Genomic DNA, 12,382 nt, shown 5'->3' with positions numbered 1-12,382 from the left:
TCCGGGCTTTTTTATACCCAATTCTTTCCTTATTTTAAAGACTGCGGTAGTAAAACGCCGCTTATGGTATGGCTTATGCCTTTACCTTGATTTTGGTCGGCTTCCGTAATAATGGTCGTGTTGCCCGCACTATCGGTAATTACAATATCAAGGCCTGCAAAAGCTAGTTGTAATTTACTGCCTTCTACGGTGGTCAAGGTGGCCTTGCCCCCACTCCTATTGATCATTTGTAACATTTTGGCGGCAGTAATCTTACCTGCTACCAAATGATAGGTGGTTAAAGCATACAACGATTTTTTATCCAAGGCGTGCCCTACCGAAGCCTGATCGAAAGCTTCCGTTTTGGGTATAAAAACGGTAAATGGGCCACTGTGATCAATAAGTTCTTCCAATTCCAGATAGCGGAGGGCTTCGGTATAGCTAAAACAGCCACGGGTCTCCGTAACCTTAAAATTATCTAAGCGCTCCAGACGGGTTGCCATGGCATGAACAGATTCGTCTTGGGCACGAACATTTCCGAATAAAAAGATGGTTAATACTAGGCTTAGCAGGTGTATTCTCATTTTCAAAAGACCGGATAGGGTTGATTTTCCGGGCTTTGAAAATACGATTAAATATCATATATCATCGACGAAATGCATCTTTTGTTAACATTTAATCGAATTTTAACATTATTCCGTTTTTGGGAACGACCAAATGTCCTTTGGTACGAAGCCTAAGTCATTATTGTCCAGTAGTTTTGGTTTTCCTTGGGTAGATATTCTAAACAATCCCCCTTTTCCGGCTTCCTTTTTTTGATAACCAATCAAAAGTAATCCATTGTCTGAATCCATACCAATGGCGGTGATTTTTGAGAAATCGTATTTGACGTCAAGGTCTTGTTCCGACATAAAATTGGTGAGTAGGAACAAAACCACCGTTTTCGATGGGAAGTCGTATAGGGCCGGCCCGTTTCCTAATTGACCGTCCGTTCTATGATAGGCCACTTTGTCATTGAAAAAACCTAAGGGCATGTTCAGATCAAAGTTGGGTTGACTACCCGCCTGATACAGGGTGCGGTTAATTTCTACCCCAGTACCCGATAGTACAACATGTTGGTTGTCGTATAGGATGATAATGTTGTCTTTAGGGGTTTCCAATAGTTTTTTGGAATCCGGGGTAATCTGTATCGAGCTGCGGAGATCAAGGTCGTTCAGATTTAGTAACTGAAGCTCGTCTTGTTCTTTGATTTTAACAAAAACCCGCTGTTCACTGGCCAATATTTGTTCAGGAACCTGGTCGAGGGTGACTTTTTCCAGGGCTTGGGTGGCGCTAAGATCATTACTTATCGAGAAGATAAATCCGGAGCCATTTTGTTGGTAAGCCACGAATATATGGGTGCTGTTTTGGGCAATGGAAATAATCTCGGCCTCACAAAAGTCAACAAAACCAACAGGTATTTCCAATTGGTTGGTAGTTTGGTCGGCAAAATCGATAAGGGTTAGGGTGGCTTGACAATCGGTTTGGCCAAAGCTAAGCCAGCGATTCGCCCGTTTATGGGTTAAGGTATTCGGTAGGTCCGTGATACCGCTCAAAAATGTGGGAACACTTTTAGTTTGGCTCTTGTCGCCTTGTAGACCATTGAAAACAATGTCGCTCCCAGAAGCTTCAGTGAGGTAATAGGAAACTGGCACACCTGCGTCAACGGGTTCGCCCGATTCGCCAGTGCCCCCTTCGGAGCATCCGCCAATAAACATTAATATTAATAGGCCGAGTAGTAATTGGTAGGTTTTCATAAGACTGGGGTTTTAATGGCAAACCCCAGTATATGTTATGCTTTTTGCGCGTACATTTTTAAACGCTGCTCACGAATATTAGGGTCAGACATATATTCATCAAACGTTAAATAACGGTCAATAGTACCCGATGGCGTCAATTCTATAATGCGATTGGCCACGGTCTGTGCAAATTCGTGATCGTGGGTAGTAAACAGTACGGTACCTTTAAAATTCTTCAAGGAGTTGTTAAAGGTGGTGATACTCTCTAGGTCCAAGTGTCCGGTCGGTTCGTCTAGCATTAAAACATTGGCACGTTGTAGCATCATACGGCTTAACATACAGCGTACCTTTTCACCTCCCGAAAGTACGGTACATTGTTTTAAGGCCTCTTCCCCACTAAACAACATGCGGCCCAAAAAGCCTCTGATGTTCACCTCTTCCTTTTCTTCTTCGGTTTTGGCATATTGGCGCAACCAATCGACCAAATTGATGGGATCTTGAAAGAATGTGGCATTGTCGGCCGGTAAATACGATTGGTTGGTGGTTACCCCCCATTGAAACGCTCCGGTTTTGGCCTCTTTGTTGTTGTTTAAAATTTCGTAAAAAGCAGATGTGGCCCTAGAGTCTTTAGAGATTATGGCCACCTTATCGCCTTTGGCTAGGTTAACGTTTACTTTTTCGAAAAGCAGGTCACCGTCCTCCGAATAAGCCGATAGGTCTTCGATATTCAAGATTTGATCACCAGCTTCGCGTTCGCGCTCAAAAATAATCGCTGGATAGCGCCTACTAGAGGGTTTAATATCCTCTACCTTTAATTTATCCAACATTTTCTTACGTGAAGTAGCCTGTTTACTCTTGGCTACGTTGGCACTGAAACGTTGTATGAATTCTTGTAGTTCCTTAGCTTTTTCCTCGGCCTTTTTGTTTTGTTGGGCCCTTTGTCTGGCCGCCAATTGGCTACTTTCGTACCAGAAAGTATAGTTACCCGAGAACAGATTGATCTTGGCAAAATCGATATCGGCGATATGGGTACAAACGGCATCTAAAAAGTGACGGTCGTGCGATACCACGATAACCGTATTGTCGTAGTTGGCCAAAAAATGTTCTAACCAAGAGATGGTCTCGTAATCCAAATCGTTGGTAGGCTCATCCATAATCAACACATCGGGGTTTCCGAAAAGGGCTTGGGCCAACAATACCCGCACCTTTAGTTTAGAGTCCAAATCACGCATTTGGGTATAATGCAGATCTTCTGAAATACCCAGGTTCGATAACATGGCCGCTGCATCACTATCGGCGTTCCAGCCGTTCATTTCCTCAAATTGCACCTGTAGTTCACCAATGCGATCGGCATTGGCATCGTTATAATCGGCATAGAGGGCGTCGATTTCCTTTTTGATCTGGAACAAAGGCTTGTTACCCATGATTACCGATTCCAATACCGGGAATTCGTCGTAGGCATTGTGGTTTTGTTCAAGGATAGACATACGTTTTCCCGGTTCTAGGTGAACATGCCCCGAAGTGGAATCTTGCTGACCCGAAAGAATTTTAAGGAATGTAGATTTTCCGGCCCCATTGGCACCGATTATCCCATAGCAATTTCCTTGGGTAAAGCTTACGTTTACTTCGTCGAACAATACCCTTTTTCCGAATTGTACGGATAAATTGGAAACGGATAACATATATCTGGTTTTTGAATTTGCGCTGCAAAAGTAGCAAAAAAATATAGGTGTGTAGCTTGTTTTTCAAACTGGTTTTAACCCTTTTAAACGAATTTTTAACGCCCTGTTAACAAGCTAGAGCCTAGGGGTTACTTAGATTTGTTAGGTGTAGTTGCTAAGTCCCTATATGAACAAACTATTACTTGCTTTGGCCACCATTCCGCTCTTTACTGGATGTGGTCCCCAAAATAAAGAGAATTATACCTTTTTCGGGGGTGAGATTGTCAACCCTACTTCCGACTATGTAATTCTGTATAAAGACGAGAAAGCCGTTGATTCCTGTAAACTTGATTCCGATAACCGTTTTCAATTCAAATTCGATACCCTTTCCGATGGGTTATATAGTTTTGAGCATGCGCCAGAATATCAATATGTCTATTTGGTAGACGGCGATAGCTTGGTCTTACGTTTAAATACCAAGGATTTTGACGAGTCTTTGGTGTTCGATGGATCCGGCAAACAGATCAATAACTTTTTGTTGGATATGTTCTTGGAGCACGAACGAGAGTTACCCTTTGTTGGAGCTTCATTTAGGAAGGACGTAGATGCCTTCGAAAAATGTATGGATTCCATTCGTAGACCTAAAATCGATCATTTCAACGAAATGGTAAAGGATGCTGAAATGAAAGAAGGTGCCCTAAAATTGGGATTGGCCAGTATCGATTATCCTTTGAATCTTTACAAGGAAAAATACCCGCATAAACATAAAAAGTATACAGGTGAGAATGTTTGGGATTCTTTACCTAAGGATTTTTACGCCCATAGGAAGAGTTTGGCCTTCGACAACCATGACCTTACCTATTATAAACCCTATTACGATTTTGTAAAATACTATATCGATAACCTCTCTTATGCTTCTTGTCTAAAAGGATGCAGCGACGATTCGAATTTTAAATACGAACACTACCATTTTAATGTGCACAAGTTGAATTTGGTAGATAGTTTGGTGGTCGATGGCGATTTACGTGATAACCTTTTCCGTAGTGTGGCTACCCAATATTATATTAATGGTAAAGGGGTAGACGCACATAGTTATGACTTTTTAGAGCGTTTTCAGGCCTTATCGGCTAATGGAAACCATAAAAAAGAAGTGGCCGATCTCTTTATGGCACTTCAAAATATGCAACCTGGTAATCCGGTACCCGATTTAATGGTGGAGAATTTTGAAGGCAAACAAGTAGCCTTGTCTAATATTGCGGGTAAAAAAGATGTGGTATTTTATTTTTGGACAGCCACCCAACCCAGACATTTGGGTAATATAAGTCGCAAAATTGCCCAACTATCCGAGGCCTACCCGGATTTTGAATTCGTTGGGATTAGTATTCGAACCGAATCGGATCAATACAAAAGAAATGTAGAATCTTACGGATTAGATGCCAAACGTAATTTCCGTTCCCTGGATTATAAGAAGGCGGTAAGTACACTTATAATCGATAAACTAGACAAAGGCATCGTGGTTCGCGATGGCCGTATTGACAATGCCTTTGCCAGTATTCATCAGCCTTTTAAAGGCCAGAAGTATTAATTTCCTTTTTTATAGTCGGCCAAAAATTTAGCCAATCCGATATCTGTTAATGGGTGCTTTAATAAACCTTCGATAGAAGATAACGGCCCAGTCATGACATCGGCACCGATTTTGGCACATTCCAAAACATGCATGGTATGGCGTACTGAGGCAGCCAATATTTGGGTCTCAAAGCCGTAGTTGTCGTAGATTAAACGAATTTCTTCGATTAGGCCTAATCCGTCTGTAGAGATATCGTCTAACCTTCCGATAAATGGCGATACATAGGTAGCACCGGCTTTGGCGGCCAATAGGGCTTGTCCCGCAGAGAATACCAAGGTACAATTGGTACGGATACCTTTTTCAGAAAAGTAACGGATTGCTTTAACCCCATCTTTGATCATCGGAACTTTAACTACGATCTGGTCGTGTAGTTTGGCAAGCTCCTCCCCTTCGGCGATCATGGCCTCGTATTCCGTAGCAATAACCTCGGCAGAAACATCACCTTCAACAATTTCGCAAATGTCTACATAATGCTTTAAGATGTTCTCCTTGCCGGTAATACCTTCTTTGGCCATTAATGAAGGGTTTGTGGTAACCCCATCCAATACCCCAAGATCTTGGGCTTCCTTAATTTGACCTAGATTGGCCGTGTCTATAAAAAACTTCATTCTATAGGTTTATGGTGTTCTTAAAATAATATGGTGCAAAACTACAATTTATAGTGATTGAGTAGCATACGTTCGTACATTCTATCGGGTAATAGTTTTTTTAGCACTATTGAAAAACGCTGCATAAAACTACCTACCAAATAGTGTACTTTAGGCTGTTTTTTTTGAATTAAACGATACACCTTTTCCGCTACCACTGTAGGCTCTTGGCCTTCGTCTACATGGGCGTTCATTGTCTCTAGGCTAAACCCGTAAGGTTCTTTATAGGGCGAATCTTCTAATACAGGGCTGTGGTACCTGCCCGATGCGATATTGGTAGCAAAATCCCCAGGGGCCAAATTGGTTACCTGTACCCCGAATCCTTTTACCTCCATGCGTATGCTTTCGGTTACTAATTCCAAGGCACCCTTGGTAGCTGAATAGATACCCCGGTAAGGTAGGCCCATATAGCCGGCAATCGAGGTAATATTAATAATAAAACCACTACCCTGTTCCCGCATATGGGGCAAAACCGATTTCATAACCCGTATGGGGCCGTAAAGATTGGTTTCAAAGGCATGATGTATCTCGGTATCAGGGGTTTCTTCAATGGGTCCGGTGATGCCAACCCCGGCATTATTGATCAAAACATCGATGCGACCGCTTTGGGTAATAACCTGCGAAACGGCCGTGGCTACCGATTGGGCATTGTGTACGTCCATTTCCAACAATTGAAAATCGGAAAAACCTTGGTTTTTTGCCAAGTTTCTCGTCGTACCGAAAACCTCATATCCTTTTTGGGTTAGAAATTGACCAATGGCCTTACCGATTCCGGAAGAGCCTCCAGTAATCAAAACTACCTTTTTACGCATAGCTGTTGTAGAATAAGTAGCAAAGAAACGAAGAAAAATGTGGGCTGTGGGAAAGTTTAGGGCAAAAAAAATCGGCAAGCGACCTACATCGCACCGCTACAACCGTATACCCTTGCTGCGTTCCCGCCCTGGGGGATTCTACAGGAGCTGGTCGTGTAGGACTTGCCGACTGCAAATATACTACATAATGCTAGATTTACAATTAGTTTATAGAGTAAATAATAAAGATTACCTCAAGAATTTTACATTGTATTGAGTATGTGCTATATCGGTTGCGCAAAAAGGCAATATGCTAGTTAAAGAGTTTTACTAAATTTCTTGGTCTTGACGGAAATGGATAACTTGGCCTACCAAAACCACTATTATGAACGCCATAAAATACGGACTTACCCTTTTCGCCTTTTTGCTATTATTGTCTTGTGGTGGTGGTAAAACCGCTTCACAGATGTTCGAAATTCAGATAACCGAAAAAAACAAGGGGTTTCGAAATGGTTCCGATATTGTCCTACAGCTAAAGAATAAAGAAGGGGTTGAAATTAAGTCGGTATTGTACACCATAGATGGGGTTGAACAAAAGTTTACCAATGGTTCACTTGCGTTGAATGTAGAGCGCTTAGGCAATAAAACTTTAAAAGCAAGCATAACACACGAAGAAGGTGAAAGTGTTGTTGAGAAAAGCCTTAAAGTTTTCGCGGCCAAAGCCCCGGATGTGTATACTTATGAAGTTTTGGCCGAGTATCCGCACGATAAAACGGCATATACACAAGGCTTGGAATTCGTTGGGGATACCCTCTATGAAAGTACGGGAAGAAATGGTCAGTCTAGCTTGCGAAAGGTAGATTTTAAGACTGGAAAGGTTCTTAAGAATATTGCTTTAGATGATATTTATTTCGGGGAGGGCCTTACCATATTAAATAATAAGATATATCAACTTACCTGGCAAAAAGGAATTGGCTTTGTTTACGATTTAAATACCTTAGAAAAAACAGGTTCTTTTAAATACGGCCAAAGTAAAGAAGGTTGGGGCCTATGCAACGACGGGGAAAAGTTGTATAAGAGCGATGGCTCTGAACGTGTTTGGCGCTTAAACCCCGAAACCTTGATCGAAGAAGATTATATAGAGTTGGTTACCCATAAATCTATGTATAAAGAAACCAACGAGCTTGAGTATGTAAATGGCTTTATCTATGCTAATGTATATCAAAAAGAAAGCATGATGATCATTGATGCCAAAACAGGAGCCATCGTGGGTGTAATCAATTTTGGAGGGCTAAAGAACAAAGTGGAACAGCACCAACAGCTCGATGTACTCAACGGTATCGCCTACCATAAAGAAAGGGAAACCTTCTTCGTTACTGGTAAAAACTGGGATAAAATGTTCGAAGTGAAAATTTTCAAGAAGTAATGGAAACCTACGAATCGGAAATTGAGGTATTACCGGCCCATTTAGATGACCTCGACCATGTGAACAATGTACAATATGTACAATGGATGCAAGATGTGGCCAAAGCGCATTGGAACTCCGTTGTTCCCGTAGATTTGAGAAAAAATATGATTTGGGTGGTCAGAAACCATAATATTACGTACAAAAAGGCCGCGGTTCTAGGTCAAACGGTACGGGTTCGTACCTATATAGCAGAAAACCGGGGGTATCTGAGTAAACGGGTTGTACAGATGTATTTGAAAACTACTGATGCCCTGTTAATCGATGCCGTTACCGAGTGGTGTTTATTAGACGCCACTACCCTACGCCCCAAAAAAGTTCCTGAAGTTATCTCGAGCTTGTTCAAGCTTTAGTTTGTTGTTTTCATAAATATCGTTAACTTAACCCTGATGGAAGTCCAATACGCAATCAGGGACTTCATTTTTTAGAATAAAATTGTATAAAAACAACTATTGGTTAGACATAAGTTCTCCATAATCATTATTGTTTTGATACTGTTTTTATGTGGAAGCGAAAATGTAGTTGGTAAGATGTCGCAAGATTGGCTTTTACACGATTACGGTGCGAGAATCCCTGCTTTGGCCACTAAACTTTCCAAAGAATTTTTCACTTTAGATAGGTCTGGTTTAAATATTGAGGAAATTGTTGTTTCTAAACAATTTACCAACTCTGACGGTTTCGAGGTTATAAACCAAAAACGTTTATGGGTTGGGATTGCCGTTGGATTGTTTCTTTTGATATTGACCCTTTCCGTTTTACTTCAACAGTATCTCAAAAACCAAAAGTTAAAGTTTAGGCAGCAAGAGCAAGAACATAATCAACGTATTTTTGAGGCGATGCTGGGCCAAAAAGAAAAACTTTTAGAAGGAAAACAAATGGCACAAAAACGCATATCGGAAGAATTGCACGATGGTATTTTAGGGCAATTATTGGGTATACGATTGATATTGTCAAGTTTGAACGATAAATCAGGAGAGGCTATAATTAAAGAAAGGGAAAAAGTTCTCGATAAAATGCAAGAGGTTGAGGAAGAATTAAGGTTAATGTCGCATGAACTTAGCCATGCTTCCTATCAAAAGGTTTATAATTTCATTTTCTCAATTGAAGAATTATTGGAGGTTTCTTTGGCAACCGAGGATATGGCCTACCGTTTCGATTATACTGAAGGAATTGATTGGGATTCACTTCATGGTGAATTCAAAATTAATCTTTACCGTATTATCCAAGAATGCCTTCATAATAGTATAAAGCATTCGCAAGCCGATTTTGTGGATGTAGTACTGAAAACAGAAGACAGGGTCTTGCAATTGGTTGTTGCTGATAATGGACAGGGCTTTTCTTTTGATAAACAACGTAAAGGAATTGGCCTGAAGAATATTGAGTCTCGGGTAAAGAAACTAGGTGGTCAATGGAAAGTGGAGAGTAAGTTGGGGAAAGGTACCTATATTTCAGTTGAATTAGAATTAACCGATAATCGCTTAGGGGCATCACGAACTGTTCCTGTTGAAATTAACAATTGACCCCAATCATGTCCCAAACCGACCCTTTCCGAATACTAGCCGTAGATGATCATCAAATGACCCTGGTAGGTTACAAGTATATTTTAGAAGAGTTTGAATGTCAAGGTCGAAAGGTAAGGGTAGACATCGCCTCAAACTATGAACAGGGGAAAAATAAAATTGAAATTGCATCTAAATCGGTGGCCTATGATATTTTGCTGTTTGATCTTCAGTTAAAGTTGGCCGATTCTGAAAATTTATATACCGGTGAAGATTTAGGCAAGCTGGCCAAAGAACTCCTTCCAGAGGCCAAATTGGTTTTCTTATCTACGTATAGCGATAATTATAGGATCAATAGTTTATTGAACAACGTTGATCCGGATGGCTATATGGTGAAATCGGAAATAGATCAATCCAACTTGCGTCAAATGGTAGAAAGTGTTAGTAATAGTATACCCTATTATTCGAGAACCGCCCTTAACGCGATTCGAAGGCGAATGGCAAACGATCTTCCTTTAGACGAAAACGACAAAAAGATACTTTATCATTTATCTGTGGGTACGAAGACTAAAGACCTAGTGAATTTTGTCACTTTGTCCCTTGCTGGGATAGAAAATAGGAAAAGACAGCTGAAGAGAATCTTTGATATCGAGAAACAAAATGATCAGGCTTTGATTGCTGAAGCGAGGCGTCGCGGCTTCATTTAATATGGATTATTCGTGTAAAAAACAGGAAAAAACGTGTTCATTTAAGGAATAACCGTAAAAACCTTAGTTTTTTTATGGTTTTCATGCTTTACGTTTGATTTGTAACCCCTAATTTTGGATTGTAAGTAAAATTCTAGGGGTATGATACCGAATTCAGACAATTCTAGGCAATCGAAAATAATGCATTCTTTACATCGAAATCCAATCCAAATTTCCGATTTAAACGGGTTCAAGAGAAAATTGGAGCGCGATTTCTTTGCCGATGTAAATTTAGTTCCGTTTGCAGATCAGGGGACATCTTTAGACCTCAGTATAGAAATGCATTGCAATTATAGGTTGGCTGAATTACTATCCTTTTTCAATCAACAATATTGGCAAGAGCATCTGAAATTTGGAGAATTGAGCGACGATTTTTCCTTAGAGTCATCTTTGTTGCATATAGGCACTCAATTAGAACGTGAAATTGATATTGAGGAATTGACCCTTTTTTTAAAAGATACTTCGATTACCATACATAGGATTCATAGACAAAGTATTTCGCGTAACCTCTATGGTATTTTTGCCGCCCTAATGAAGCATCAGGTGTTTTTAACCCAAGGGTATAGTCAAATGCCCTATGAAATATACTTACCCGTTTTTGAGGAAGCCAAATTTCAAAATGGGACGGAATTTGAGCCCTTTCAGAACCAGAAATCTTGTGAAGGTTGTGATTATTTTGGGTATTGGGGACTCTATTTTGAAGGCCAAGACGAAGCTATGATCTATGATCTCAATCATAAACGAATTATTCCTGGTAACCAATTCATGCTAAATGAGTAACCACCTAACAACCTATGCAAAAACCCCGCTTTTGGCGGGGTTTTTTAGTTTTTAGGTAAACCTGTATTATTTGTAAAGCGGTAGGCCTTCCATCATTTGGTTTACTTGTGTACGAACTTCGGCAATGCCGTTTTCGTTTTCAGGTGCAACGATTACTTTGTCAATTAAATCTACCACCGTTTCCATATCTTTTTCTACCAAACCTCTAGTGGTAATGGCCGCTGTACCAAATCGAATACCCGATGTTACGAATGGCGATTTATCGTCAAAGGGTACCATATTTTTATTGGCAGTAATATCGGCGGCCACTAGGGCTGCCTCGGCCTCCTTACCGGTAATGTTTTTATTGCGTAGATCGATCAGCATCATATGGTTGTCGGTACCGCCAGAAATTACTTGGTAATCGCGGTCAACGAAGGCTTTGGCCATGGCAGCGGCGTTTTTCTTCACTTGAATCATATAGTGTAGGTAATCGTCGGTCAAGGCCTCACCAAAGGCTACGGCTTTGGCAGCGATAATATGCTCCAAGGGTCCTCCTTGATTACCTGGGAAAACGGCCAAATCTACCAAACCGGACATTTTTCTCAGATTTCCGTTTTTCAACCGCACCCCCAAGGTGTTTTCGAAATCTTCCCCCATCATAATCAATCCACCCCTAGGTCCTCTTAAGGTTTTATGGGTCGTGGTAGTCACTACATGGCAGTGCGGAATGGGATCGTTTAAAATACCTTTGGCAATTAATCCGGCCGGATGCGAAATATCGGCCAATAAAATGGCATTTACGCTATCGGCTATCTCACGGAAACGGGCAAAGTCTATATCGCGTGAATAGGCAGAAGCCCCGGCAATGATCATTTGAGGCTTTTCCTGTTCGGCAATTTCTTGAATTTTATCATAATCGAGCATACCGGTTTCTTGGTCAACCCCATAAAATACGGGGTTATATAACCTACCGGAAAAATTAACCGGAGATCCATGGGTCAAATGCCCACCATGGCTAAGGTCGAAACCAAGAATCTTATCGCCAGGTTTTAAAAAGGCATGGTATACCGAGGCATTCGCTTGTGAACCCGAATGGGGTTGTACATTGGCATAGGCGGCCCCGAAGAGTTCCTTGGCTCGGTCAATGGCCAATTGTTCTATTTGGTCTACCACCTCACAGCCACCGTAATACCGTTTACCCGGGTACCCCTCGGCGTATTTGTTGGTCAATACTGAACCCGAAGCCTCCATAACTTGGGGGCTTGTAAAGTTCTCTGAAGCTATGAGCTCCAATCCCTTAAGTTGTCTTTCTTTTTCCGCTCCGATCAAATCGAAGATCGCATTATCTCTTGTTGCCATAGTTTGAATCACTCAATAAAAGTGTCAAAAATACGAATCAGCCCGTATTTTGATGCTCGAAAATCAAT

General features: G+C 41.1%; 12 protein-coding genes and 1 other RNA gene. 6 read left to right on the top strand and 7 right to left on the bottom strand.

The window, feature by feature from the left end:
- Positions 1 to 29: 29 nt before the first annotated feature.
- The 3 genes from B7P33_RS12790 to B7P33_RS12780 all read right to left on the bottom strand — a co-directional run bounded on the left by B7P33_RS12790 (position 30) and on the right by B7P33_RS12780 (position 3,439).
- On the bottom strand, positions 30 to 563 hold the full coding sequence (locus B7P33_RS12790; RefSeq protein ID WP_097442415.1) for a fasciclin domain-containing protein: 534 nt from the start codon (positions 561 to 563) through the stop codon (positions 30 to 32).
- A gap of 108 nt (positions 564 to 671) precedes the next feature.
- Positions 672 to 1,775 (bottom strand): hypothetical protein, encoded by a 1,104-nt coding sequence (locus tag B7P33_RS12785; RefSeq protein ID WP_097442414.1) that lies wholly within the window; start codon positions 1,773 to 1,775, stop codon positions 672 to 674.
- 35 nt (positions 1,776 to 1,810) lie between these two features.
- A complete protein-coding gene (locus B7P33_RS12780; protein ID WP_097442413.1) occupies positions 1,811 to 3,439 on the bottom strand; it encodes an ABC-F family ATP-binding cassette domain-containing protein in 1,629 nt (542 codons plus the stop codon).
- Positions 3,440 to 3,605: 166 nt separating this feature from the next.
- Here B7P33_RS12780 and B7P33_RS12775 point away from each other — a divergent pair, with 166 nt between their 5' ends.
- The gene (locus tag B7P33_RS12775) at positions 3,606 to 5,003 is read left to right on the top strand and encodes a TlpA family protein disulfide reductase (RefSeq protein WP_097442412.1); all 1,398 of its coding nucleotides are present in this window, start codon (positions 3,606 to 3,608) and stop codon (positions 5,001 to 5,003) included.
- Here the strand turns inward: B7P33_RS12775 and fsa are convergent.
- From fsa to ffs, 3 genes are all read right to left on the bottom strand, one after another.
- On the bottom strand, positions 5,000 to 5,653 hold the full coding sequence (gene fsa / locus B7P33_RS12770) for a fructose-6-phosphate aldolase (RefSeq protein ID WP_097442411.1): 654 nt from the start codon (positions 5,651 to 5,653) through the stop codon (positions 5,000 to 5,002). The genes B7P33_RS12775 and fsa overlap by 4 nt on opposite strands.
- Before the next feature lie 41 nt (positions 5,654 to 5,694).
- Complete coding sequence (locus B7P33_RS12765) at positions 5,695 to 6,504, bottom strand: SDR family oxidoreductase (RefSeq protein ID WP_097442410.1); 810 nt, start codon at positions 6,502 to 6,504, stop codon at positions 5,695 to 5,697.
- 69 nt (positions 6,505 to 6,573) lie between these two features.
- Positions 6,574 to 6,672: signal recognition particle sRNA small type (gene ffs / locus B7P33_RS12760), an RNA gene on the bottom strand.
- A 196-nt stretch (positions 6,673 to 6,868) separates the two neighbouring features.
- Between ffs and B7P33_RS12755 the strand changes: the two genes are divergently transcribed.
- The 5 genes from B7P33_RS12755 to B7P33_RS12735 all read left to right on the top strand — a co-directional run bounded on the left by B7P33_RS12755 (position 6,869) and on the right by B7P33_RS12735 (position 10,973).
- A complete protein-coding gene (locus B7P33_RS12755) occupies positions 6,869 to 7,909 on the top strand; it encodes a glutaminyl-peptide cyclotransferase (protein WP_097442409.1) in 1,041 nt (346 codons plus the stop codon).
- Entirely contained in the window at positions 7,909 to 8,301 is a 393-nt protein-coding gene (locus B7P33_RS12750) for an acyl-CoA thioesterase (RefSeq protein ID WP_097442408.1), read from the top strand. Before B7P33_RS12755 ends, B7P33_RS12750 begins: the two co-directional genes overlap by 1 nt.
- A 177-nt stretch (positions 8,302 to 8,478) precedes the next feature.
- A complete protein-coding gene (locus B7P33_RS12745) occupies positions 8,479 to 9,468 on the top strand; it encodes a sensor histidine kinase (RefSeq protein ID WP_097442407.1) in 990 nt (329 codons plus the stop codon).
- Positions 9,469 to 9,476: 8 nt separating this feature from the next.
- On the top strand, positions 9,477 to 10,154 hold the full coding sequence (locus B7P33_RS12740) for a response regulator (RefSeq protein ID WP_097442968.1): 678 nt from the start codon (positions 9,477 to 9,479) through the stop codon (positions 10,152 to 10,154).
- A gap of 180 nt (positions 10,155 to 10,334) precedes the next feature.
- Positions 10,335 to 10,973, top strand: coding sequence for a hypothetical protein (locus B7P33_RS12735; protein WP_216359389.1), 639 nt, complete (start codon positions 10,335 to 10,337; stop codon positions 10,971 to 10,973).
- Between the two features lie 66 nt (positions 10,974 to 11,039).
- On the opposite strand, the gene glyA is transcribed toward B7P33_RS12735, so the two are convergent.
- Positions 11,040 to 12,314 (bottom strand): serine hydroxymethyltransferase, encoded by a 1,275-nt coding sequence (gene glyA / locus B7P33_RS12730; RefSeq protein WP_097442405.1) that lies wholly within the window; start codon positions 12,312 to 12,314, stop codon positions 11,040 to 11,042.
- Between the last annotated feature and the right edge of the window lie 68 nt (positions 12,315 to 12,382).

Origin of the sequence: Sediminicola luteus, assembly GCF_002514735.1 — a bacterium.
Classification (GTDB): domain Bacteria; phylum Bacteroidota; class Bacteroidia; order Flavobacteriales; family Flavobacteriaceae; genus HQA918.
Note: the sequence above shows the minus strand (reverse complement) of the source record. Positions and strands in the feature narration are given on the sequence as shown.

Coding starts and splice junctions, on each gene's coding strand:
- B7P33_RS12765 (WP_097442410.1), bottom strand. CDS start 6,504: ATGCGTAAAAAGGTAGTTTTGATTACTGGAGGCTCTTCCGGAATCGGT.
- B7P33_RS12785 (WP_097442414.1), bottom strand. CDS start 1,775: ATGAAAACCTACCAATTACTACTCGGCCTATTAATATTAATGTTTATT.
- B7P33_RS12755 (WP_097442409.1), top strand. CDS start 6,869: ATGAACGCCATAAAATACGGACTTACCCTTTTCGCCTTTTTGCTATTA.
- B7P33_RS12790 (WP_097442415.1), bottom strand. CDS start 563: ATGAGAATACACCTGCTAAGCCTAGTATTAACCATCTTTTTATTCGGA.
- B7P33_RS12735 (WP_216359389.1), top strand. CDS start 10,335: ATGCATTCTTTACATCGAAATCCAATCCAAATTTCCGATTTAAACGGG.
- fsa (WP_097442411.1), bottom strand. CDS start 5,653: ATGAAGTTTTTTATAGACACGGCCAATCTAGGTCAAATTAAGGAAGCC.
- B7P33_RS12740 (WP_097442968.1), top strand. CDS start 9,477: ATGTCCCAAACCGACCCTTTCCGAATACTAGCCGTAGATGATCATCAA.
- glyA (WP_097442405.1), bottom strand. CDS start 12,314: ATGGCAACAAGAGATAATGCGATCTTCGATTTGATCGGAGCGGAAAAA.
- B7P33_RS12775 (WP_097442412.1), top strand. CDS start 3,606: ATGAACAAACTATTACTTGCTTTGGCCACCATTCCGCTCTTTACTGGA.
- B7P33_RS12745 (WP_097442407.1), top strand. CDS start 8,479: ATGTCGCAAGATTGGCTTTTACACGATTACGGTGCGAGAATCCCTGCT.
- B7P33_RS12750 (WP_097442408.1), top strand. CDS start 7,909: ATGGAAACCTACGAATCGGAAATTGAGGTATTACCGGCCCATTTAGAT.
- B7P33_RS12780 (WP_097442413.1), bottom strand. CDS start 3,439: ATGTTATCCGTTTCCAATTTATCCGTACAATTCGGAAAAAGGGTATTG.